Source organism: Knoellia subterranea KCTC 19937 (genome assembly GCF_000768685.1).
In the GTDB taxonomy this organism is placed as follows: domain Bacteria; phylum Actinomycetota; class Actinomycetes; order Actinomycetales; family Dermatophilaceae; genus Knoellia; species Knoellia subterranea.
Genome location: NZ_AVPK01000002.1, coordinates 69,541 through 91,848, shown reverse-complemented (window position 1 = coordinate 91,848; position 22,308 = coordinate 69,541). Strand labels below are relative to the sequence as shown.

Here is a 22,308-nt window from a genome sequence, read left to right as displayed (position 1 = left end):
TCAGCCCTGCGCAGCGTTGCGGGCGAGGTCGGCAGCACCGATCAGCCCGGCCTCGTTGCCCAACCGTGCGGCGACGATGCGGGCCTCGGGGCGATAGCCGCGCCCGGTGAGCCGACGCCGGAACGTGTCGCGAGCCGGCCCGAGGAGGAGCTCGCCGGCGGCAGACACTCCCCCGCCGATGACGAAGGTCCCGGGGTCGAGGGCCGCCGCGAGGTTGGCGATGCCGATGCCAAGCCAGTGGCCGATCTCGGCGAGGAGTTCGGTCGAGGTGGGATCACCGTCGCGGGCGGCCTCGGTGACGATGGGTCCGGTCAGCTCGTCGGCACGCCCATCGACGCGGGCCGCGAGGTCGGTCGCCACGGGTGAGTTCGCGAGGATCATGGCGCGGGCCTCTCGCACGAGGGCGTTGCCCGACGCGTACTGCTCCCAGCAGCCCCGATTGCCGCACTCGCACCGCTGCCCCTCCGGGACGACCTGCATGTGGCCGAACTCGCCCGCGATCCCGTATCGCCCGCGAAAGATCTCGCCCTCGATGAGGATGGCGCCCCCGATCCCGGTCCCGAGATTGACCATGACGACGTCCGGATCGCCCTGTGCCGCACCGAATCTCCATTCGGCCCAGCACGCGGCGTTGGCGTCGTTGTCGACGAGGATCGGCGCGTCGATGCGCTTGCTCAGGTTGTCGCGCAGGGGTTCATCGCGCCACGAGAGGTGCGGGGCGAAGGCGACGGTGGCTCGGTCGGCGGCGACGAACCCGGCCGCCCCGATACCCACGGAGCCGACGCCGGGGTGTGCGGCCCGCAACTCCTCCACGACGTCGACGATCGTGTCCTCGACCACCTGCGGACGCTTGGACCGGTGCGGTGTGTCCCGGCGCGCCCGCGCGAGGATCGAGCCGCTCTCGTCGACGACACCGCCGGCGACCTTGGTGCCCCCGATGTCGATGCCGATGGCCAGACTCACGGGACGTCCTCCTCGTCGACGACGGCGATCGGTTCGGTACGTGGAGTGCGGTCGCCCGGCGTCGCGCGTGGTCGGGTTTCCGACGTCGGCGTATGCCGGCTCGCCAGGTCCGCGAACAACGTCGCCGCAGCGGCGGCCAGGTCAGCGAGTCGCTCCATGGTCTCGGGGCTGACGCCACGCAGGGCCGTGACCGAGCGGCAGACCGGACACCAGGTGCACGACTCGGCGTCACCCACCGCGACGTGGACGTGCTCACCCGTCGGCGTGTCCGACGCATCCGAGTCGTCGGCGCGTCGCTCACCTCGTGGGGCGGCTGAGCGCCCCAGAGCCTCGAGCAACTTCGCCGCCTCCTCGGCCACAGATCCCACCGCGGCATCGAGTCGCGTGTCAGCGTCCACGGGGCCACACCTCCTCATCACGGACGAATCGCACTCGCAGTTCACCGGAGCGCACCCCTGCATTCTTGACGATGCACCGTCGCAGCACCGACGGCAACGCGATGACCCTGCGCACACCGCTGACGTCGACGACGAGGTCGTCGGCGCGGCGGGCGAGGTCGACATCCCCCGACCGTGCCAGCGGAAGGGGCAACACGAGGACGAAGTCGTCCCCATCGGCCTCGACGTGGAGGCCCCGTGGTGGCACGGGCGCGTCCAGTGCGGGCGCCTCCCCGTCCAGACTGTCCGTCTGGGCCGCGAGGTCCGCCAGGGCGTCCGGCCCAGTGGGCTCTCCCGCCAGATAGGGCGCCGTGAGGACCGGGATGCCGTGGAAGGACTCCGTGATGGTGCGCAGACCACTGGCCTGGGCGGCGTTCCACGCCGCGCGCCACGGGTCCTCGTCCACCGGGATGACGCGATTGACGACCACGGCGTCGACGGCATACCCGTGCAGTGACAGCGAGGTGAGGATTCGTCGGGCCTCGGCGATCACGACGTTCTCGGGAGTGAGGACGATCCGCACGCTCGCGTGCTCCGAGGTGAGCATCGTGCGGACCTCGGCCATGTGCTCGCGCCACATCGTGATGACGTCGACGACCTCCGGGCCCGGCAGTGGCAACCCGGCAGCCGCCGCGGCCGCCGGTCGCATGGCCGTGAGGAGACGCCGCTGCACCGGCATGAGCCGATCGAGGTGCCAGCCGAGGACTTCGGGCAGGGCCAGAAGTCGCAGGGTCTCGGCCGTGGGGGCACAGTCGACGACGATGACGTCCCAGTCGCCGCTCGTGGCGTGGTGTCCGAGCGTCAGGAGGGCACTGATCTCGTCCGCACCGGGGAGAGCGGTGAACTCCTCGGCCACGACCGGGTCGACGCCGATCGAGTCGAGGACGGTGAGCAGGTAGTCACGCAACGTCCCCCAGTCGGCGGCAACACTCGTGCGCGCCCCCACCGCCTGCGCGTGGAGACGGTCCTCCACGGCCATCGTCTGTTCCCACGACGAGGATGTCCGCAGTTCCACGCCGAGGGCGTCGCCAAGGCTGTGCGCGACGTCGGTGGACATCACGAGGGTCCGGCGTCCCCCTCGGGCCGCCTCGACCGCCAGGGCCGCGGCGGTCGTCGTCTTGCCGACACCGCCCTTGCCCGTGACGAGGACGACGCGCGGTTCAGCCGAGGGACTCAACGCGCTTCTTGAGCTCCTTGAGCGCCGTGTCGATGATGAGCTTCTCGGCCTTGCGCTTGAGCATGCCGATCATCGGGATCTTCACGTCGACGGCGAGCGCGTAGTCGACCTGAGTGCCGTCCGCATCGCCCGTGAGCGTGTAGGTCCCGTCCAGCGCCTTGAGCACGCCGGCCCGCACCAGCTGCCAGGTGACGGCACCGGAGCCATCCTCGGCGATGCCGTCCCAGTCGTACTCCAGGACGTAGGTGTCCTTGACCGCGCCGGCATCGAGGACGAACTCGACCTGATCGGCCCACCCGTCGCCATCCTCACTGAGGATCGAGACGCTCTTGACCTGCTCGGCCCACTGCGGATAGGCCTCGAAGTCCGCGATGACGTCGAGCACGGCGCCCGGGTCGGCGGAGATATGGATGCTGGACGACGTGCTTTCTGTCATGGGCGCAGGCTACCGGGCGGGCCCCTACCTCTAGGATCGGAGGACGGCGGATGTCACGTCCACCGCCCATCCGCTGGTCAATCGGGAACGCCGATGCCGTCGCGTCCGGTCGAAGGAGAACACGTTGCAAGAGAAGTCCACTCCCGCCCTCACCCCCGCGACCACGGAGGGAAGCCTGGCTGACCTGCCGGTGCGGCACCGCAACGAGAATCCTCAACGAATCCTCTTCGGCATGCGGTCCGGCGCGGGGTGGAGCGACGTCTCCGCCAAGGAGTTCGCCGATGGTGTCGACGCGTTGGCCAAGGGCTTCGTCGCCGCGGGAATCACGCCCGGCTCGGCCGTCGCCATCATGAGCCGCACCCGCTACGAGTGGACGCTCACCGACTTCGCCCTGTGGGCCGCCGGCGCCATCCCCGTGCCGATCTACGAAACCTCCTCCCCCGACCAGGTCGAGTGGATCCTCAAGGACTCGGGCGCGATGGGCGTGGTCGTCGAGTCCGAGAAGCACGCAAGCGCGGTCGCGAGCGTCGCCGGCAACCTCCCCGCCCTGGCCCACACCTGGACGATCGACAACGGTGACCTCGACACCCTCGCCGCGAACGGCGCCAGCTCCGACGACTCCGTCCTGACGACGGCGCGCGCCGCGATCGACCGCGGGTCCGTCGCGACGATCATCTACACCTCCGGCACCACGGGACGCCCCAAGGGCGTGGAGCTGACCCACGGCAATTTCCTCGACCTCGCCGAGAACACCGTCGAGAAGCTCAAGGACGTCGTCGGTGCTCCTGGCGCCTCGACGCTCCTCTTCCTCCCCCTCGCCCACGTCTTCGCCCGCTTCATCGAGGTGCTGTGCGTCCAGGCAGGCGCCAAGATGGCCCACTCGGCCGACATCAAGACGCTCCTCGACGACTTCGCGAGCTACCAGCCGACGTTTATCCTGGCCGTTCCGCGCGTGTTCGAGAAGGTCTACAACTCCGCCGAGGCCAAGGCCGTCGCCGGTGGCAAGGGCAACATCTTCGCCAAGGCTGCGGACACCGCCATCGCGTGGTCCGAGGCGCAGCAGGCTGGTTCGGTCGGCTTCGGACTCAAGGCCAAGCACGCCGTCTTCGACAAGCTCGTCTACGGCAAGCTGCGCGACGCCATGGGCGGCAAGGTGCAGTACGCCGTCTCGGGGGGTGCGCCGCTCGGTACCCGCCTCGGCCACTTCTTCCGCGGCATCGGTGTGACGATCCTCGAGGGCTACGGACTCACCGAGACGACGGCGCCGATCTCGGTCAACCTGCCCGAGCGCCTCAAGGTCGGCACGGTCGGTCCGCCGCTTCCCGGTTCGAGCATCCGCATCGCCGAGGACGGCGAGATTCTGCTCAAGGGCGTGCAGGTGTTCGCGAACTACCGCAACAACCCCGAGGCGACGGCCGAGTCGATCCGTGACGGCTGGTTCCACACCGGCGACATCGGTGAACTCGACGAGGACGGCTACCTGCGGATCACGGGTCGCAAGAAGGAGATCCTCGTGACGGCGGGCGGCAAGAACGTCGCTCCGGCCGTGCTCGAGGACCGGCTGCGTGCGCACCCCCTGGTGTCGCAGTGCATCGTCGTCGGTGACCAGAAGCCATTCATTGCGGCGCTGCTGACGCTCGACGAGGAGATGCTGCCGATGTGGGCCGCGAACCACGGCCTCGAGGGCATCACGCCCGCCAAGGCGCGCACGGACGAGACCGTTCTGGCCGAGCTGCAGAAGGCCGTCGACGAGGCGAACACGGCTGTCTCCAAGGCCGAGTCGATCCGCAAGTTCGCCGTGCTCGAGTCGGACTTCACCGAGGAGACCGGCCACCTGACCCCGTCGCTGAAGCTCAAGCGCAACATCGTCATGCGCGACTTCGCGGACGAGGTCGACGCGCAGTACGGCGGCTGACGAAGAAGTGGTGGAGCGTTGGGGCGACGAAGGAGTCCCGGCGCAGCGGAACGGATGAGGAGGCCGCCGCATTGAGTACGGCGGCTGACGAAGAAGTGGTGGAGCGTTGGGGCGACGAAGGAGTCCCGGCGCAGCGGAACGGATGAGGAGGCCGCCGCATTGAGTACGGCGGCTGACGAAGAAGTGGTGGAGCGTTGGGGCGACGAAGGAGTCCCGGCGCAGCGGAACGGATGAGGAGGCCGCCGCATTGAGTACGGCGGCTGACGAAGAAGTGGTGGAGCGTTGGGGCGACGAAGGAGTCCCGGCGCAGCGGAACGGATGAGGAGGCCGCCGCATTGAGTACGGCGGCTGACGCGCACGATGTCGCGGGTCGTGGGGAGACTTCCCCACGACCCGCGACGTCCGCAGGCTTCGCCGACAGGTATGCCGCGTGGGCGCTTGCCGTGCTCTGGCTCGCCTACCTTGGCGTCCTTCAGTGGAGCGTCGTGCGCTTCCGCTTCCCGATCGTCATCACGCTCAGCGTTGCTGCAACCGGACTGGGTGTGTGGTTGTGGCGACGCAGCGAAATTCGTTCTGTCCCACCGCTGCTCGCACCAACGGTGCTCGTGGCGTCCGTCGTCATCACGTGGCTGGTTCCGCTGTTCAGCTACCTCCGAGGAGGTTCGCTCACGGCCTCCCTGGTGACGCTGAGTGTGGTCGGTCTCGGTGGCGCGGCACTCCTGGTGCAGCCGACAGCGGCACGGGCGCGGACGGCATACCTGCTGGCGGTTCTCGGCCACGTCGTCACCGCAACCATCGCGACGATCGGCGACCCCGCTCCCAAGATCGACGTCTGGGTGACGCTCCAGCAGGCCAGCGATGCGCTCGCGCGCGGCGAGAACTTCTACGACATGAACTGGACCGACTCCCCCGGCATCCAGGACGCGTTCACCTACCTGCCGTGGACGACCGTGCTGCTCGCGCCGGGTCGGTGGATCGGTGGGGACGTCCGGTGGGCGCTGGCGTTCTGGTCCGTGGTGCTCTTCGCCGGCATCTGGGCCCTCGCGCGTCCCCGTCGCGGCGACGATGAGTCGAGTATGTGCGCCTCGGCGCTGCGTGCGGCCATCCCGGTCACGGCCCTCGTCGTCGCGCCCGGAACCCTCACTCAGATCGACCAGGCGTGGACCGAGCCGCTGCTCGCGACGGGCATCGTGTGGTGGGCCGTCCTCGTGCGGCGCGGTCACGCGTGGTGGGCGATCGTGCCGCTCGCACTCGCCTGCGCGAGCAAGCAGCACCTGGCACTGCTCCTGCCCCTGCTCCTGCTGTGGCGGCCGTTCGGGGTGAAGCGTGCGATCGCCACCGGCGCGCTGACCGGGGTGCTCATCGCGCCCTGGTTTCTCGCGTCGCCGAAGGACTTCGTCCACGACACCGTCACGCTGCTCGTCGGCTTCCACCCGATCCGGTTCGCCAACACGTGGTACCTGTACTTCCTCAACGAGCACGGCATCACTCTGCCGTTCTGGGTGACCGGCATCGTCGTCGTCGGCGCACTGGGGACGGCTGCGTGGCTCATCCACCGCCGTCAACCCGGCCTCGACGAACTGCTGCGCTGGTTCGCCTTCGTCCTCCTCGCCGCCAACCTCGTCAACAAGCAGGCGTTCTACAACCAGTACTGGCTGAGCGCCGCGCTCGTCGCCATCTCACTCGCCGTTCCGGCCCGGCGTCACCAACGCGCCGAGCCCTGAGCCCTCGAGGCCTGCGCGGCGTGTTCACTCCGACGCGTCGTGAATACGGTTGTCCCGTAACGCTGCTCGACAGAAAAGAACTATGGCGGAAGTCACACTGCCACCCTGGACTCCCCTCCAACCGTCGCCCGGCGGCCAGCGCCCCAACACTTCACAGGGGCGCGATCTCACTGAGAGGCCCCATCCTCGACGGTGGGGCCAAGGAGGTTTCACGTGCGACACAGCAGATCGCGAATCCTCGTGGGCGTAGCCGTTGCAGCGGCCGCGGCGCTCGCTCCGGGACAATCCGCCACGGCCACTCCCGATCGGAGTGACACGGCGCCTCAGCGGATCGACGACCGACCCGACGAACAGAACGACGCCCGGCGGGCGGCAGTCGAGGAGGCCGTCTCACAGGTCCTGCAGGGTGAGGCCAAGCCCGTCACCAAGGGCAGCGGCAAATCCGTCCAGATCTCTCCCGGTCAGTGGGCGCAGTACGGCCTGCAGTCCACGGACAGCATCCTGACGTTCCTCATCGAGTTCGGCGACCAGGTCGACAGCCGATTCCCGACAGCTCCGACGGGCCCGCAGCACAACGAGATCCCCGAGCCGGACCGGGCGGTGGACAACACCACGTACTGGGTCGATGACTTCAACCGCGACCACTTCCAGGACATGTTCTTCGGCGACGGCGAGTCCATGTCGAGCGTCTACAAGGAGATGTCGAGCGGACGCTACACCGTCAAGGGCGACACCTCCGAGTGGGTCACCGTTCCCTACAACTCGGCGAGCTACGGCCAGACCGAGAGCCAGACCGACATGACCCGGTTCATCCAGGACGGTGCCACCGCTTGGTACGAGCACCAGAAGGCGAGCGGCAAGACCGACGCGGACATCACGGCATACCTGCGTGAGTTCGACCAGTGGGACCGCTTCGACTACGACAAGGACGGCGTCTTCACCGAGCCGGACGGCTACATCGACCACTTCCAGGCGGTTCACGCCGGAGAGGGCGAGGAGGCCGGCGCGCCCGAGTGGACGATCTGGTCGCACCGCTGGTCCGTGGGGCAGCGCTCCGGCGGCGGACCCGAGTGGAACCGCAACGGCGGAGTTCAGATCGGCAACACCGGCCTGTGGATCCGTGACTACACGACCGAGCCGGAGAACGGCGGACTCGGCGTCTTTGCCCACGAGTTCGGCCACGACCTCGGGCTTCCCGACCTCTACGACACGAGCGGTGGCGAGAACGGGACCGGCTTCTGGACACTCATGAGCTCGGGCTCGTGGCTCGGCCACGGACAGGACTCGATCGGCACGACGCCGAACCACATGGGCGCGTGGGAGAAGCTCCAACTCGGGTGGCTCGACTACGTGACCGTGCCGCACGACGCGGTCGATGTCGCGGTCATGCTCGGCCCATCGGCGCACGCCACGAAGAAGCAGCAGGCACTCGTCGTCACCCTCCCCAAGGATGCCAACGGACGCGACCGCTACTACATCGCAGAGAACCGGCAGTACACCGGCTACGACGCGACGCTCAAGCCGGGGCCGTACAACTTCGGCTGGGGTGTGACGAAGCCCAACTGGGTCGAGCACTTCCCCTACCAGGACGGGCTCCTCGTGAGCTATTGGAACACTGCGGTCTCGAACAACAACACGCGAACGCACCCCGGCACAGGGCGCATCCTCCCCGTGGACGCGCGGCCCATGGCCACACGCTGGAGTGACGGTGCCCTGACTCGCAACCGGATCCAGACGTTCGACTCGACGTTCGGCGTCCAGGCCACCGATCCCATCTCGCTGCACCGCGAGGTCGGGGACGTGATGACGACGTTCGACCTGCCGGCTCAGGCACCGGTTCCGGTGTTCGACGACAGCGACCCGAACCGCTACTACGACCCGGCCAATCCTCAGGGCAGCGTCAAGGTTGCGGGTGTCGGCGTGAAGATCCGCGTCGTGCAGAGCAACCAGACCGGCAAGATGACGGTCAAGGTCAACGGCTGATCCGTTCCGGTCGGCTGGACGAGGACGGCCCGGGCACCACTGCGGTGCCCGGGCCGTTCGGTCGTCAGCGGCCGAACCCGAACTATCCGGCGAGCCGATCCAGTTCGGCGAGCCACGACTTCGTGAACGCCGCCCGCGTTGTCCCGAGGACGTCGACGAAGGCGCGGTCGGTTGCGGTGTCGGCCGCCGCCGAGGAGTCCGTCACCGTCGACGCCTCGTAGAAGCGTCGCAGCGTGCCCTCGCCATACCTGCTCGCGATGAGGTCGACGGCGAGCCAGGCCCCGAGGTAGGTCGGTGCGATCTCGCCCTGCGCCGGGTCGAAGTCGCCCTGCGTCGGCAGACGGGTCGGGCCCTTCCCGGAGCGCACGCGCTCGAGCAGGGATGCCGCAAGGTCGGTCCGGCTCCGGTCGGATCCGGAATAGCCGACGTGGTCGGCGTAGCCCTCGACGAGCCACAACGGCGCGGCGCCGGCCAGCGAACTGCGGACGGCGACGTGGGTGGTCTCGTGGGTGAGCACGAACTGTCGCCCCTCTGCGGTGAGCCGTGCGAACGCGTCCGGATTGAGGACGATCCGATCTCCGGTGGCTCGACCATGCGGGCCGATCGGACCGTCCGTGATCGCCGCGACCTGGCCGAGGTCATCGGCGCGCCCCACCTGCTCGCGGAACTGCGCCGCATCGCGGGGCGCGATGATCACCACTCGGCGCGGCCACGTGCGCTTCCAGCGTTCACTCACCTCCGCGACCGCTGAGTCGGCCATCTGTGCGTATGCCGTCAGCGTCGCCCTGTCGACCGTGCCGGTGACCGTGCTCGCGCGTCCCGTGACGGTGGTGGATCCCGCCGGGGCCGTCGGCCTCGACGAACCGGCCTGAGGCGGGACGGCGGACGCTGTCGTCGTGAGTGCCGGTGCAGGGGTCGCGACCTCGGGCGCGGTCGGTGCACTCACCGAGGCGGACGATGCCACCGTGGGCTTGGCCCGGTCGCAGGCCGTGACCGGGCTGGCGACGAGGCCAACCGCGAGGACGATCCGCGCGATCGGAACCCGCTTCGGGAGGTGGGTCAGGGTCACGGGACCCATGGTGTCAGGCGGACGTCAGCCCACCGCATGTCCTAGGTCGAACGGCACCCGCTCGGCCCGCACGGTCGCAGCCGCCTCGGCCGTGATGAGTCCGGCCCGCACGCAGGCCGTGACAGCCGCGCGTTCGTCGGCGTCGAGGTGGAGGTCGGCACCCAGCCCCATGGAGCCGGGGTCGACCAGCGCGGTCACCATGCAGTCGCCGCACTGGAGGTCGCGCACCGGGCAGCGCGCACAGAGGATGGTCAGGCTGGTGTGAGTCAGGTCGTGGTTCATGTCGTCACCCCTTTCGTGGTGGGCGCCGCCCACGCTAGAAGTCGCCACCGACAGCCATCCCGAACCGGTCCTGCCTCCCGCGGAGTGTCGGACCCTCGACCTAGCCTCTCAGTCATGCAGATGGTCCAGGGCACCCTCGACGACCTGGGCACCCCACTGTCCGGCGTGACGTTCGTCGTGGTGGACCTCGAGACGACGGGCGGGAGCCCGAGCGAATGCGGCATCACGGAGATCGGTGCCGTCAAGGTGTGCGGTGGCGAGGTGCTGGGCGAGTTCCAGACCTTCGTCAATCCCGGGGAGCCGATCCCCGCCTTCATCCAGGCACTGACGGGCATCACCGACTCGATGGTCCGTGACGCGCCGGTCGTCGAATCGGCGCTCGTGTCCTTCCTCGAGTTCGCGGCCGGTTCCGTGCTGGTGGCGCACAATGCCGGCTTCGACATCTCGTTCCTCAAGGCGGCGTGCGCCCGCGCCGATCGCGACTGGCCACGCTTCCCCGTCGTCGACACCGTGCACCTCGCTCGCCAACTCGTCGGGCGGGACGAAGCTCCCAACCACCGATTGGGTTCTCTCGCAAGGCTTTTCGGCGCGACCACCACCCCTGACCACCGAGCCCTCCACGACGCCCGGGCCACCGTGGATGTGCTCCACGGCCTGATCGCGCGGGTGGGCTCGCTCGGCGTGCACTCACTCGAGGAGCTCAGGGCCTATTCGTCGAAGGTGTCCCCCGCGACCCGACGCAAGCGCCACCTGGCCGACGGCCTGCCGGAGGCGCCGGGGGTCTACCTCTTCAAGGACGGTCAGGGCCGCGTGCTCTACGTCGGCACCTCGGTGTCGATCCGCACCCGGGTGCGCAGCTACTTCACGGCCTCCGAGCAGCGTCGACGCATGGCCGAGATGGTGCGGCTCGCCGAGTCGGTCACTCCGATCGTCTGCGCCACCCCACTCGAGGCAGAGGTGCGCGAGCTGCGCCTCATCGCCGAGCACAAGCCGCGCTACAACCGGAGGTCCCGCAACCCCGAGCGCGCCTGGTGGGTCAAGCTCACGGTCGAGCCCTTCCCTCGACTGTCGATCGTGCGTCAGGTCGCCGACGACGACACGCGCTACATCGGCCCGTTCGCCTCCCGGGGCACGGCGGGCGATGCCGTGGCCGCGGTCCACGAGATCGTGCCCCTGCGCCAATGCCTCGAACGGTTGTCGACGACCACACCGCGATCCGCGTGCGCTCTGGCCGACATGGGCCGGTGCGGTGCGCCGTGCACCGGAGCGCAGAGCGTCGAGGACTACGCGGCTGTCGTCGCCGAGGCAGTGGCACTGCTCGCCGGTGACGCGTCAGCTGCCGTCTCGACGTGGCGTGAACGCATGGACCGGCTCGCTGATCAGGAGCGCTACGAGGACGCCGGAGTCGTGCGCGACCGCATGCTCAGCCTCGTGCGCGGCGCTTCGCGTGCCCAACGCCTCGACCCGCTGTCCCGCACTGCCGAACTCGTCGCGGCGCGACGGGGCGAAACCGGCGGCTGGGAGATCATGTGCATCCGCCATGGCCGCCTCGCCGGCAGCACTCTGGCCCCCCGCGGCGCGGACCCGATGCCCTACATCGACGCGCTGCGGGCCAGCGCCGAAGTGGTGGCTGCTCCCCTGCCTCCATCGACGGCCGCGACCCCCGAGGAGAGCGAGCGCATCCTGCGGTGGCTCGACGCGCCCGGTGTGCGGGTCGTCGACATCGAGGGCCAATGGACCTGCCCCGTCGGCGGAGCCACCGGCGTCCGGCACGCCCTCGAGCCGGTCGAGGCCTCACGGCGCCAGTCGGCGGGCTTCCGCACCGCCTGACGAGACTTTCCCGCCCGAAGTGGCTTCCTCTCACGTCGCCTGATCGCCGCGATCAGGCGAGGTGAGAGGAACCCGCGTGAGGCAGTGGGTCCGCTCACCCGACTAGGCTGCCGATCGTGATCACCGCCATCGTTCTCATCACTGCCGAGGTCAACCGCATCCCCGAAGTCGCCCAGGAAGTGGCCGAACTCGAGGGTGTGAGCGAGGTCTACTCCGTCGCAGGCGACGCCGATCTCATCGCCATGGTGCGCGTCCGACAGCACGACGAACTGGCCAACGTCATCGCCGACCGGCTCAACAAGGTCCAGGGCGTGACCGGCACAGCCACGCACATCGCCTTCCAGACGTACTCCAAGCACGACCTCGAGGCCGCGTTCAGCCTCGGGCTCGAGTAAACCCCGGACGCCTGGAGCCTCGGGCTCAGGACATCACCAGCCCCGTCGCGGTGTCGTCAGTCGGCAACGGCGCGGCTGCTCGCGATCCAGCGCTCCAGCTGGGCGGCCGCCTCGCCGGAATCGATCGCGGCAGCCGCACGCTGCACGCCGTCCCCGATCGCGTCGTGGATCTCGGCGGCCGTGCTGTGGTCCGCGCCGGACGCGACGGCGAGCGCGGTACCGGCATTGAGCAGAACGGCGTCCCGAGCCGGACCACGATCACCCGCGAACACGCGACGGGCAACCTCCGCGTTCTCGTCGGCCAGCCCACCCTTGATGCTGTCGATCGTCGAGACCTCGAGACCGACGTCGCTCGGGTGCACCATCGTCTCGGTGACCTTGCCTTCGCGAACCCACAGCACCCGGGTCGGCCCGGCAATGGACATCTCGTCCAGGCCTTCCTCCCCGCGGAAGACTGCCGCAACCTGACCCCTGTCGGCGAACACCCCGGCAATGATGGGAAGGAAACGAACGTCCGCGACGCCGACCGCGGCATACGTCGGCTGTGCCGGGTTGGTGAGCGGTCCGAGCAGGTTGAACGCCGTCCCGACCCCCAGTTCCGCACGAGCCGGGCCGGCGTGGCGCATCGACGGGTGGAAGGTCTGGGCGAAGCAGAAGGTGATACCCGCATCGAGCCCGACCCGGCGCACCTGGTCAGGGGTGAGGCTGAGGTTGACCCCGAGAGATTCGAGGACGTCCGCCGACCCCGACTTCGACGAGGCCGCCCGGTTCCCGTGCTTGACGACGCGCAGGCCCGTCGAGGCGATGACCACCGACGACATCGTCGAGATGTTCACGGTGCCGAATCGGTCACCACCGGTGCCCGAGATGTCGATGCTCTCGCCGGGAATCTCGATCCGGTGCGCATGTTCGAGCATGACATCGGCCAGACCGCGCACCTCGGCCACGGACTCGACCTTGGAGCGCAGCGCCATGAGGAAGCCGGCGACCTGAGCTGAGGACGCCTCCCCGCCCATGATGCGCGTCATGGCCCAGCGCGACTCGTCCAGCGAGAGATCCTCGCGGGCGAGGAGCCGGGTCAGCAGATCAGGCCACGTCGGGCCGGCCCCGGACACCACGGCGGGCCGGTCAGGAAGCCGCAGAGCGCGTGCGCGCGAGCCCGGCGATCGCCTCGGCGACCTTGATGGGGTCGAGCGGGTGCGGCACTGCCTCGTCCGCCAGCGACCAGGCGGCGAGCCACCCGTCCTGGGGGCGGCCGGTCAGGACCAGCACCGGCGGGCAGTTGTAGATCTCGTTCTTGAGCTCACGGCACAGGCCGAGGCCACCGTTCTTGGCCGCCTCGCCGTCGAGCACGACGACGTCCCACCCACCGGCGTCCAGCGCCTCGGTCACCGCGAACGCGGTCGCGCACTCGAGCCAGCGGGTGACCTCGACGTCGCGCGCCGGACGGCGCCCGGCGGCGGCGCGCACCGCGTCGCGCGTGGTGATGTCGTCGCTGTAGAGGAGGACCGACACCTGGTGGACTGCAGGGCGTCCGGGGGTCGTCGGGCCCGTCGTGACGGGGTCAACCGCGTGCGCTGAGGTCATGCCTGCATCCTAGCCACGCGGGTTTGTCCGGACCGACACCACCAAGGTGGGGGTCGGTGCGACATTCACAGACGAATGACGACATAATGGCGCTCGTGGCGACTGCAGAAGCAACGACTCGAGTGTCCGGTCCGGTTCCCAGCATCCCGGACTACGGTCCGGCGACCCGTCCCAACATGGTTGCGGTCGGGACGATGGTCTGGCTCGCGAGTGAGCTGATGTTCTTCGCAGCGCTCTTCGCGTTCTACTTCTCGCTCCGAGGGGTGCTCCCCGATCAGTGGGCCGAACGAACAGCCGAACTCAATGTGCCCTTCGCCTTCGCCAACACGATCGTCCTCGTGATCTCCTCCGTGTGGTGCCAGCTCGGCGTCTGGAAGGCCGAGGCCGGTCAGGTCGCCCGCACCGGCTCGCTCCTGAAGTTCAGGGAGTGGGGCATGCGTGAGTGGTACGTCCTCACCTACGTCTTCGGCTCGATCTTCATCGCCGGCCAGGTCTACGAATACGCCCAGCTCGTTCAGGAGGGCGTGACCCTGAGCACCGACTCCTACTCGTCGATCTTCTACCTCGCGACCGGCTTCCACGGCATGCACGTCACCGGTGGCCTCATCGCCTTCCTGCTCATCATCGGTCGTACCTTCACCACGCGCCGATACACGCACCTCCAGGAGACCGGCGCCGTCGTCACCTCCTACTACTGGCACTTCGTCGACGTCGTGTGGATCGCGCTGTTCGCGATGATCTACCTCCTCAAGTGACGTGCTCACCCTGACCTCCCCCGGACCCTCCATCCCCGAGACCCCGACAGGACTTACGCCGTGAACGCACTGGCCGCCCGCCGCCGCCACCCGGCAGCGATCGCCATCCTGCTCATGCTCGGCCTCCTCGTGACCGGCTTCGCATACTCTGCCCTCGCGCCGCAGCCGGCGCAGGCCGAGGCCAGCACCGCCGAGGACGTCACCGCCGGCAAGCAGCTCTTCCAGGCCAACTGCGCCTCGTGCCACGGCGTCAACGCCGAGGGCCGGGCGACCGGCAACGGCGACAAGGTGGCCGGTCCCGCACTGGCCGGTGTCGGTGCGGCAGCCGTCGACTTCCAGATGGGTACCGGCCGTATGCCGATGCGCCAGCCCGGCATCCAGGCGGCGCGTGGTGACGTCCAGTTCAGCCAGGAGGAGATCGACCAGGTCGGCGCCTACATCGCGTCCCTGGCCCCGGGCCCGGCGGTTCCCGCCGAGGAGGACGTCGACGCCAGCAAGGGCGACCCCGCCAAGGGCGGCGAACTCTTCCGCGTGAACTGCGCCATGTGCCACAACTTCGCCGGATCGGGCGGTGCCCTGACCCGCGGCAAGTACGCCCCGTCCCTCATGGGTGTCGAGTCCAAGCACATCTACGAGGCCATGGAGACCGGGCCGCAGTCCATGCCGGTCTTCAACGACAACAACATCAACGCCGAGGGCAAGCGCGACATCATCGCCTTCCTCAAGTCGGTCGAGGACTCGCCGCAGCAGGGTGGACACGCCCTGGGCGCCCTCGGCCCCGTGACCGAGGGCTGGTTCGCCTGGTTCTTCGGACTGGGCATTCTGGTCGCCGCAGCCGTGTGGCTCGGCCAGAAGTCGGCCTGACATGCACACGACCGCTTCCCACTCACCGTCGACAGGATCGAACGACCGATGAACGAGCAGGACAGCCCCACCACCGGAGGCGAGGTCACCCCCACGGGTGAGTTCGGCTCCGGTGCCGTTCGCCTCGACCAGGGGCACGTCGTTGGGGACGGCGGCATCCCCGAGCGTTTCGAGAACCCCGGCTTCGGGCCCCACATCCACCGTGGCACCGACCTCGACGAGGTTGCGGCCAAGCGCGCCGAGCGCATCGTCGGCGGACTCTTCCTGCTCTCCATCGTCGGCACGCTCGCGTTCGTCGTGGCGTACTTCGCGATCGACAAGCACTCGACCGTCTTCATCCCCGGCATCGGGCAGACCAATGCGCTGCACACCGCGCTCGGACTGTCGATGGCCGCCACGCTCCTCGGTATCGGTCTGGGTGCGGTCCAGTGGGCCAAGACCCTCATGCCGGACGAGGAGGAGGTCGAGATGCGCCACCCGATGCGCTCGGCCGACGAGGACCGGTCGAAGTTCGTCGAGATCCTCGGTGACGGTGCCGAGAGCGCTCACCTGACCCGCCGCCCACTCATCAAGTACACCCTCGGTGGTGCCCTCGGTCTCTTCGCCGTGCCCGTCGTCCTCCCCCTCATCGGTGGTCTCGGGCCGCTGCCTGAGGACGACCTGTCGGTGAGCTTCTGGAATGGCCACAAGGAAGAGGACGGCAGCTACCCCAACAAGCCGATGCGCCTCATGCGTGACCCGCAGAACACGCCCATCAAGGCGAGCGACGTCACCATCGGTTCGGTCTTCCACGTCATGCCGGAGGGGCTGCTCGACCTCGAGCACCACATCCTCGAGGAGAAGGCCAAGGCAGCCGTGCTGCTCATGCGCCTCGACCCCGATGACATCAAGTCCCAGAAGGAGAAGGACTGGGGCCACCAGGGCATCGTCGCCTACTCCAAGATCTGCACGCACGTGGGTTGCCCGGTCGGCCTCTACGAGCAGCAGACGCACCACCTGCTGTGCCCCTGCCACCAGTCCACCTTCGACGTGACGCAGGACTGCAAGGTGATCTTCGGCCCGGCCAAGCGCCCGCTGCCGCAGCTGCCGATCACCGTTGACGACGAGGGTTACCTCATCTCCAAGGGCCCGTTCAAGGAAGCCGTTGGACCGAGCTTCTGGGAGCGTGGATCCGCATGAGCACCGAGACCCTTCCGACCGGCCGTCCGGCGGACCAACTGCGCGACGGCGACAAGCCCGCTCACGCGGCGCCGAGCGCTGCCGCGCGCAAGGCTGGTGGCTTCGCCGGCTGGATCGACGACCGCACGTCCGCGGCCAAACCGGTCAACTACCTGCTTCGCAAGGTCTTCCCCGACCACTGGTCGTTCATGCTCGGTGAGATCGCGATGTACTCGCTCATCATCTGCCTGCTCACGGGTGCACTCCTGACCCTGTGGTTCATCCCGAGCGCCGGGCACACGATCTACGACGGCTCCTACGTGCCGTTGCGGGGCCAGATGATGTCGGAGGCCTACGCCTCGACGCTCAACATCTCGTTCGACGTCAAGGGCGGACTGATCATCCGCCAGATCCACCACTGGGCCGCCCTGATGTTCATCGTCGGCCTGACGGTGCACATGTTCCGTGTCTTCTTCACGGGCGCCTTCCGGAAGCCGCGTGAGCTCAACTGGGTGCTCGGCACGATCCTGGCGCTCCTGGCGATCGTCGAGGGCTTCGCTGGCTACTCCCTCCCCGACGACCTCCTCTCCGGCACGGGTATCCGCGCCATGGAGGGCTTCGTCCAGACTGCGCCTGTCATCGGCTCCTACCTCGCGTACGCGATCTTCGGCGGCCCCTTCCCGGGCGAGATGATCATCCCGCGCCTGTACTCGGCGCACGTCCTGCTCATCCCGGCCATCCTCGTGGGTCTGTTCATCGCGCACATCACGCTGGTCGCGGTCCACAAGCACACGCAGTTCCCCGGCCCGGGCAAGACCAACGACAACGTCGTCGGTTACCGCGTCATGCCGGTCTACGCGGCCAAGGCTGGTGGGTTCTTCTTCATCGTGTTCGGTGTCATCGCCCTGATCTCGGCGTTGTTCACCATCAACCCGATCTGGGCCTACGGCCCGTACGACCCCTCCCCCGTCACAGCGGGTTCCCAGCCCGACTGGTACATGGGCTTCGCCGACGGTGCGCTCCGCCTCCTCCCGGGGTGGCTGGAGTTCTCCTTCCTCGGGTTCACCCTCTCGCTGAACATCGCGCTGGGCGCCCTGGTTCTGCTCCCGCTCGTCTACACCGTTCTGGGTGTCTACCCGTTCGTCGAGCGGTGGATCACGGGCGACGAGCGTGAGCACCACCTGCTCGACCGACCGCGCAACAACCCGACCCGCACCGGCATCGGCATGGCTGCGATCGTCGCGTACTCGGTGTTCATGTTCGCCGCGGGCAACGACATCATCGCCATCAAGCTCGGCATGTCCATCAACGACATCACTTGGGCATTCCGAATCGGCCTGTTCGTCCTGCCCCCGATCGCGTTCTGGGTCACGAAGCGCATCTGCCTCAGCCTGCAGCGTCACGACCGTGAGCTCGCGCTGCACTCGCGCGAGTCGGGTCGCATCATCCGTGGCGCCGACGGCTCGTTCCACGAGCGCCACGACGCCCTGACCGACCGGGAGCGCTGGATCCTCGTCCAGCACGAGCCTGTCGCACCCCTGCAGCTCACGCCCGAGTACGACGAGAACGGTGTCGCACGTCCCGCGGCACGCAAGGACCGTCTGCGCGCGAAGCTGTCGCACTGGTTCTTCAAGGACGCGGTCAACCCGGTCACCCCGGCCGAGCTGGCGGCGGCGCACCACGACGGTCACCACGCAGAGGCGCTCGAGGCATCGGACCATGACGCCATCGAGCAGGGAGCCGACACCGACTCCACCGGCCTCAGCAGTGGGAGCCCGGTCAGGGACTGAGCAGTTCGGCGAGCCGCTCCTGGCCTGCCGACTCATCGAGAGCGACCTCGAGGACTTTCGTCCTCGAGGTCGCTCCGTTGATGAGGGCCACATGCCGCCGGTGCACACCGAAGGCGTCTGCGACGGCCCGCAGCACCGCCTCCGTGGCTGCTCCGTCCACGGCCCGTGCCGTCACGGCCACGATGAGGGTCGGAGGCTCTGCGTCACCGTACCGACCGCCCACGGCGATCCTGGACGCCCCCGGGCGCACCCTGACAGTCACACGCATGCGGCCATTCTCCCGCCCGGAGCGCCCTCACGGAGCGCCTCCTGCGCGTGTCCACCCGACATGACAGGGTGTCCCCGTGGACGCCATTGACCCCGCCCTCTTCGAGACCATCGTCGAGGAGTCCCTGGACGAGGTGCCCGAGGACCTCATGGCCATGCTAGACAACGTCGTCTTCCTCGTCGAGGACGAGCCGCCGGCGGATGACCCGGACCTGCTCGGGGTCTATGACGGCGTTCCCCTCACCGAGCGTGACGCCGGTTGGGGCCTGGGCAACCTTCCTGATCGGATCACCCTCTTCCGCGGCCCCCTCACCCGCATGTGCGACGACCTGGACGACCTTCGCGACGAGATCGCCATCACCGTCGTCCACGAGATCGCCCACCACTTCGGCATCGATGACGCCGCCCTGCACGAACTCGGTTGGGGCTAGTCGCCCGCCGTCCGGTGGTGGGCCCGGCTGTGCGCCCGCAGGACATCTCCCCCAAAGTCGTCGCGCAGGTGGCGGAGCACCGAGTGCGCGTGGTTGGCATCGTCCTGGGTGTTGTCGTACTCGATGAGGAGTGTCGAACTCCGGACGCAGTAGTAGTGCGGGCTCCCGACCTCGAGGCTGCCGGCCCAGCTGAACTCCAGATCCGCTGAATCCTTCCCCACCGCCTCGGTCCACCACCTTCTGGCGTATGCCGCCGGGAGACGATCGAGGTATCGCTGGACGAGCGCGTCGAGAAGTGGCCGCTGGTGCGACTCCAGGTCGCCCCGGCGAATCCCTCTGGGCAGTACCGACGGGTCGACGACCGGGTCCATCCCGGTCAGGATGTCGGCCGGCGCGATCCCGGTGGCCACCGCCTGCTGCCGCTGGGCGTCATCGAGGCCCGCGAGCAGGTCACGTGCCAGGTCCTCCTCCGGACCGAGGAGTCGTGTCCCGGCCAACGGCCCGCTGGAGATGCGAGCGGGTTCGGAGCCGATGAAGAGCGGGGTGAAAGTGAGGTCTGACCCGTCCACCGTGACGTGCAGACCGACGTGGTGCCCGTTGAGCCGCCACGCCCAGACGCTCTTCCCCGGATCTTCGAGCACACGGACCCAGTAGCGGTCGCTGGTGGGGAGTACCCCGGTCACCGACAAGCGCCGGGCCCGCTCCACGTCGATCGCACCCCGGACCAGTTTCGCACCAAGTTTCGAGAGCGAGGCATCGACGAGCGCGATCACCGCGTCGACCTGCATCCGGTCGGCATGCTCCAGGGCGAGCCCGGGCCGATCGCCGGGAAGGTAGCTCCACTCCGTCCACGCCGGGTCGGAGAAGTCGGTGAGGCACGCGGCCCGCTCAGCAGTCCCCAGCCCTTCGACGAGCGACAGTGCGCAGACGGTCACGCCGTCCGCGACCTCGGTCGACTGGTTCGTGGTCTCCTCGATCGGGCCGGTGCTCATGGAACAGTCTCACCACACGGCGACGGCCGCGTCGACCCCAGAGGGTCCGACGCGGCCGTCTGCCTGCGAACGTGTCCGAATCAGAGGGCGTGGGGGCCCTTCCAGTATTCGAAGACCCAGCCGATGAGCGCGGGGATCACGAAGAACGCGCCCAGGGCCACGAGCCACCAACCCACGGCGAGGCCGAGGAAGATGATGGCCGAGGTGAGGGCCAGCCAGAAGGGCCACCAGCTGTGCGGGCTGAAGAAGCCGTAGTCGCCGGCGATGTCGCTGATCTCGCCCAACGGGTCATCCTCGGGCGGCACGCCCTCGAGCTTGCGACGGGTGAGGTTGAGGTAGCCCGCGATCATGAAGCCGAGCAGGGCACCGAGGGTCAGGCCGGTGACACCGACCGGCTCGGTGGGGTCGGTCCACAGGCCGTAGATGACCGCCATGAGGGCAGCGAAGCCACCGAAGAGCCAACTGATCCGTTCCATTGCCAGCATGGGTCAGGACTCCTTGTGCTGCGTCGTGGTGGTCGAGGACATCGCCTGGTCTCCGAGGTCGGCCGGACCCATGACCTTGAGCAAACCGGTGCGCTGGTAGCCAGCCGGTGCCGCCTCGGGGTGGTTGAGGTCGAACGCCGGGCGCTCCGAACGGATCCGCGGGATGGAGTTGAAGTTGTGGCGCGGCGGCGGGCAGGACGTCGCCCACTCCAGCGAGGCGCCGTAGCCCCACGGGTCGTCGGTCTCCACGAGGGGTGCGTAGCGCCACGTCTTCCACACGTTGTAGAAGAACGGCAGCATCGACGCACCGAGGATGAACGCGCCGACGGACGAGATCTGGTTGCCGAGGGTGAAGCCGTCCTCGGGCAGGTAGTCCGCGTAACGACGCGGCATACCCCAGATGCCGAGGAGGTGCTGCACGAGGAAGGTCGTGTGGAAGCCGATGAACAGCATCCAGAAGTGGACCTTGCCGAGAGTCTCGTCGAGCATCCGACCGGTGAGCTTGGGCCACCAGAAGTAGAAGCCACCGAACATGGCGAAGACCACGGTGCCGAACACGACGTAGTGGAAGTGCGCGACCACGAAGTAGCTGTCGGTCAGGTGGAAGTCGAGGGCCGGGCTGGCGAGGATGACGCCGGTGAGACCGCCGAAGAGGAAGGTCACGAGGAAGCCGATCGACCAGAGCATCGGCGTCTCGAAGGAGAGCTTGCCGCCCCACATCGTGCCGATCCAGTTGAAGAACTTCACGCCCGTCGGGACCGCGATGAGCATTGTCATGATCGCGAAGAACGGCAGCAGCACCTGGCCCGTGCCGTACATGTGGTGGGCCCAGACCGAGACGGACAGGGCAGCGATGGCGATCGTGGCGTAGACGAGGGTCTTGTAGCCGAAGATCGGCTTGCGCGAGAACACCGGCACGATCTCGGAGATGATGCCGAAGAAGGGCAGGGCGATGACGTAGACCTCTGGGTGTCCGAAGAACCAGAACACGTGTTGCCAGAGCATCACGCCGCCGCTGTCCGGGTCGAAGATGTGCGCGCCGAACCGTCGGTCGGCACCGAGCGCGAAGAGCGCCGCGGCCAGGGCCGGGAAGATGAGCAGCACGAGGATCGAGGTGACGAGGACGGTCCAGACGAAGATCGGCATCCGGAACATCGTCATGCCGGGCGCACGCATCGTCAGGATGGTCGTGATGAAGTTGACCGACCCGAGGATGGTGCCGAAGCCGCTCAGCGCGAGGCCGAAGACCCACAGGTTGCCGCCCATGCCGGGGCTGTAGGAGGCGTCCGACAGCGGCGTGTAGGCGAACCAACCGAAGGCTGCCGCGCCACCGGGCGTCAGGAAGCCACCCGCTGCGATGAGGCCGCCGAAGAGGTAGAGCCAGTACGCGAACATGTTGAGCCGCGGGAAGGACACGTCGGGCGCGCCGATCTGCAGTGGCATGAGCGCGTTGGCGAAGCCGGCGAACAGCGGTGTCGCGAAGAGCAACAGCATGATCGTGCCGTGCATGGTGAACAGCTGGTTGAACTGCTCGGGATTGTCGACGACCTGCATGCCCGGCTGGAGCAGCTCGGCGCGGATGATCAGCGCCATGATGCCGCCCATGAGGAACCAGGCGAACGAGGTGATGAAGTAGAGGTTGCCGATGACCTTGTGGTCAGTGGTGGTGATCCACTTGATCACCGTCGAGCCCGGGGCGAGCCGCGGGTGCGGGCGAGCGGCGTGCCGCTCGCGGAGCATGGTCTGGGATTCGGTTGCCGCGCTCATG

At 68.4% G+C, this 22,308-nt stretch carries 22 protein-coding genes; 10 read left to right on the top strand and 12 right to left on the bottom strand.

The window, feature by feature from the left end; genetic code table 11:
• Genes N803_RS03920 through N803_RS03905 form a run of 4 tightly spaced genes read right to left on the bottom strand, consistent with a single transcriptional unit; the run spans position 1 to position 3,013 of the window.
• Complete coding sequence (locus tag N803_RS03920) at positions 1-963, bottom strand: ROK family glucokinase (protein ID WP_035902855.1); 963 nt, start codon at positions 961-963, stop codon at positions 1-3.
• Positions 960-1,361, bottom strand: coding sequence for a hypothetical protein (locus N803_RS03915; protein ID WP_052111748.1), 402 nt, complete (start codon positions 1,359-1,361; stop codon positions 960-962). Before N803_RS03915 ends, N803_RS03920 begins: the two co-directional genes overlap by 4 nt.
• Positions 1,351-2,577 (bottom strand): ArsA family ATPase, encoded by a 1,227-nt coding sequence (locus N803_RS03910; RefSeq protein WP_035902853.1) that lies wholly within the window; start codon positions 2,575-2,577, stop codon positions 1,351-1,353. The genes N803_RS03915 and N803_RS03910 overlap by 11 nt, the downstream gene beginning before the upstream one ends.
• Positions 2,561-3,013 carry an SRPBCC family protein gene (locus N803_RS03905; protein ID WP_035902852.1) on the bottom strand — a complete coding sequence of 151 codons (453 nt, stop codon included), beginning with the start codon at positions 3,011-3,013 and terminating at the stop codon, positions 2,561-2,563. The genes N803_RS03910 and N803_RS03905 overlap by 17 nt, the downstream gene beginning before the upstream one ends.
• A 124-nt stretch (positions 3,014-3,137) precedes the next feature.
• Here N803_RS03905 and N803_RS03900 point away from each other — a divergent pair, with 124 nt between their 5' ends.
• The 3 genes from N803_RS03900 (at position 3,138) to N803_RS03890 (ending at position 8,635) form a co-directional block, all read left to right on the top strand.
• The gene (locus N803_RS03900) at positions 3,138-4,928 is read left to right on the top strand and encodes an AMP-dependent synthetase/ligase (protein WP_035902851.1); all 1,791 of its coding nucleotides are present in this window, start codon (positions 3,138-3,140) and stop codon (positions 4,926-4,928) included.
• A 335-nt stretch (positions 4,929-5,263) separates the two neighbouring features.
• Complete coding sequence (locus N803_RS03895; protein WP_211253452.1) at positions 5,264-6,652, top strand: hypothetical protein; 1,389 nt, start codon at positions 5,264-5,266, stop codon at positions 6,650-6,652.
• 213 nt (positions 6,653-6,865) lie between these two features.
• On the top strand, positions 6,866-8,635 hold the full coding sequence (locus N803_RS03890) for an immune inhibitor A domain-containing protein (RefSeq protein ID WP_035902850.1): 1,770 nt from the start codon (positions 6,866-6,868) through the stop codon (positions 8,633-8,635).
• 82 nt (positions 8,636-8,717) lie between these two features.
• On the opposite strand, the gene N803_RS03885 is transcribed toward N803_RS03890, so the two are convergent.
• Together N803_RS03885 and N803_RS03880 are read right to left on the bottom strand one after the other, a co-directional pair.
• Positions 8,718-9,704 (bottom strand): hypothetical protein, encoded by a 987-nt coding sequence (locus N803_RS03885; RefSeq protein ID WP_156969650.1) that lies wholly within the window; start codon positions 9,702-9,704, stop codon positions 8,718-8,720.
• 24 nt (positions 9,705-9,728) lie between these two features.
• A complete protein-coding gene (locus tag N803_RS03880) occupies positions 9,729-9,986 on the bottom strand; it encodes a hypothetical protein (RefSeq protein ID WP_052111740.1) in 258 nt (85 codons plus the stop codon).
• A 114-nt stretch (positions 9,987-10,100) separates the two neighbouring features.
• Here N803_RS03880 and N803_RS03875 point away from each other — a divergent pair, with 114 nt between their 5' ends.
• Both N803_RS03875 and N803_RS03870 read left to right on the top strand, forming a co-directional pair.
• On the top strand, positions 10,101-11,816 hold the full coding sequence (locus N803_RS03875) for a DEDD exonuclease domain-containing protein (RefSeq protein WP_035902849.1): 1,716 nt from the start codon (positions 10,101-10,103) through the stop codon (positions 11,814-11,816).
• A 116-nt stretch (positions 11,817-11,932) separates the two neighbouring features.
• Positions 11,933-12,211, top strand: coding sequence for an Lrp/AsnC family transcriptional regulator (locus tag N803_RS03870; protein WP_035902847.1), 279 nt, complete (start codon positions 11,933-11,935; stop codon positions 12,209-12,211).
• 56 nt (positions 12,212-12,267) lie between these two features.
• Here the strand turns inward: N803_RS03870 and trpD are convergent, their stop codons facing one another.
• Both trpD and N803_RS03860 read right to left on the bottom strand, forming a co-directional pair.
• Positions 12,268-13,329 (bottom strand): anthranilate phosphoribosyltransferase, encoded by a 1,062-nt coding sequence (gene trpD / locus N803_RS03865; RefSeq protein WP_084763989.1) that lies wholly within the window; start codon positions 13,327-13,329, stop codon positions 12,268-12,270.
• A 10-nt stretch (positions 13,330-13,339) separates the two neighbouring features.
• Entirely contained in the window at positions 13,340-13,798 is a 459-nt protein-coding gene (locus N803_RS03860) for a response regulator transcription factor (RefSeq protein ID WP_211253451.1), read from the bottom strand.
• An 86-nt stretch (positions 13,799-13,884) separates the two neighbouring features.
• Here N803_RS03860 and ctaE point away from each other — a divergent pair, with 86 nt between their 5' ends.
• The 4 genes from ctaE to qcrB are packed head-to-tail and all read left to right on the top strand — an operon-like array spanning position 13,885 to position 18,365.
• Entirely contained in the window at positions 13,885-14,553 is a 669-nt protein-coding gene (gene ctaE / locus N803_RS03855) for an aa3-type cytochrome oxidase subunit III (RefSeq protein ID WP_052111738.1), read from the top strand.
• A gap of 60 nt (positions 14,554-14,613) precedes the next feature.
• Positions 14,614-15,417 (top strand): cytochrome bc1 complex diheme cytochrome c subunit, encoded by an 804-nt coding sequence (gene qcrC / locus N803_RS03850; protein WP_035902845.1) that lies wholly within the window; start codon positions 14,614-14,616, stop codon positions 15,415-15,417.
• A gap of 48 nt (positions 15,418-15,465) precedes the next feature.
• Positions 15,466-16,596 (top strand): cytochrome bc1 complex Rieske iron-sulfur subunit, encoded by a 1,131-nt coding sequence (qcrA, locus tag N803_RS03845; RefSeq protein WP_035902843.1) that lies wholly within the window; start codon positions 15,466-15,468, stop codon positions 16,594-16,596.
• Entirely contained in the window at positions 16,593-18,365 is a 1,773-nt protein-coding gene (gene qcrB, locus N803_RS03840) for a cytochrome bc1 complex cytochrome b subunit (protein WP_035902842.1), read from the top strand. The genes qcrA and qcrB overlap by 4 nt, the downstream gene beginning before the upstream one ends.
• Here qcrB and N803_RS03835 read toward each other — a convergent pair.
• The gene (locus N803_RS03835) at positions 18,355-18,633 is read right to left on the bottom strand and encodes a DUF167 domain-containing protein (protein WP_035902841.1); all 279 of its coding nucleotides are present in this window, start codon (positions 18,631-18,633) and stop codon (positions 18,355-18,357) included. The genes qcrB and N803_RS03835 overlap by 11 nt on opposite strands.
• A gap of 76 nt (positions 18,634-18,709) precedes the next feature.
• Between N803_RS03835 and N803_RS03830 the strand changes: the two genes are divergently transcribed.
• On the top strand, positions 18,710-19,063 hold the full coding sequence (locus tag N803_RS03830; protein WP_035902840.1) for a metallopeptidase family protein: 354 nt from the start codon (positions 18,710-18,712) through the stop codon (positions 19,061-19,063).
• Here N803_RS03830 and N803_RS03825 read toward each other — a convergent pair.
• The 3 genes from N803_RS03825 to ctaD all read right to left on the bottom strand — a co-directional run bounded on the left by N803_RS03825 (position 19,060) and on the right by ctaD (position 22,280).
• Positions 19,060-20,055, bottom strand: a complete 996-nt coding sequence (locus N803_RS03825) for a DUF3500 domain-containing protein (RefSeq protein ID WP_084763988.1) — start codon at positions 20,053-20,055, stop codon at positions 19,060-19,062. The two genes, N803_RS03830 and N803_RS03825, sit on opposite strands and share 4 nt — an antisense overlap.
• Before the next feature lie 80 nt (positions 20,056-20,135).
• On the bottom strand, positions 20,136-20,540 hold the full coding sequence (locus N803_RS03820; RefSeq protein ID WP_035902838.1) for a cytochrome c oxidase subunit 4: 405 nt from the start codon (positions 20,538-20,540) through the stop codon (positions 20,136-20,138).
• 3 nt (positions 20,541-20,543) lie between these two features.
• Positions 20,544-22,280 (bottom strand): aa3-type cytochrome oxidase subunit I, encoded by a 1,737-nt coding sequence (gene ctaD, locus N803_RS03815; protein WP_035903294.1) that lies wholly within the window; start codon positions 22,278-22,280, stop codon positions 20,544-20,546.
• Between the last annotated feature and the right edge of the window lie 28 nt (positions 22,281-22,308).

Bases quoted from the DNA above. Each gene is read 5' to 3' on its own strand.
- N803_RS03905 (WP_035902852.1), bottom strand. From the start codon at position 3,013: ATGACAGAAAGCACGTCGTCCAGCATCCATATCTCCGCCGACCCGGGC.
- N803_RS03880 (WP_052111740.1), bottom strand. From the start codon at position 9,986: ATGAACCACGACCTGACTCACACCAGCCTGACCATCCTCTGTGCGCGC.
- N803_RS03875 (WP_035902849.1), top strand. From the start codon at position 10,101: ATGCAGATGGTCCAGGGCACCCTCGACGACCTGGGCACCCCACTGTCC.
- N803_RS03860 (WP_211253451.1), bottom strand. From the start codon at position 13,798: ATGACCTCAGCGCACGCGGTTGACCCCGTCACGACGGGCCCGACGACC.
- ctaE (WP_052111738.1), top strand. From the start codon at position 13,885: ATGGCGCTCGTGGCGACTGCAGAAGCAACGACTCGAGTGTCCGGTCCG.
- qcrA (WP_035902843.1), top strand. From the start codon at position 15,466: ATGAACGAGCAGGACAGCCCCACCACCGGAGGCGAGGTCACCCCCACG.
- qcrB (WP_035902842.1), top strand. From the start codon at position 16,593: ATGAGCACCGAGACCCTTCCGACCGGCCGTCCGGCGGACCAACTGCGC.
- N803_RS03835 (WP_035902841.1), bottom strand. From the start codon at position 18,633: ATGCGTGTGACTGTCAGGGTGCGCCCGGGGGCGTCCAGGATCGCCGTG.
- N803_RS03825 (WP_084763988.1), bottom strand. From the start codon at position 20,055: ATGAGCACCGGCCCGATCGAGGAGACCACGAACCAGTCGACCGAGGTC.
- N803_RS03820 (WP_035902838.1), bottom strand. From the start codon at position 20,540: ATGCTGGCAATGGAACGGATCAGTTGGCTCTTCGGTGGCTTCGCTGCC.
- ctaD (WP_035903294.1), bottom strand. From the start codon at position 22,280: ATGCTCCGCGAGCGGCACGCCGCTCGCCCGCACCCGCGGCTCGCCCCG.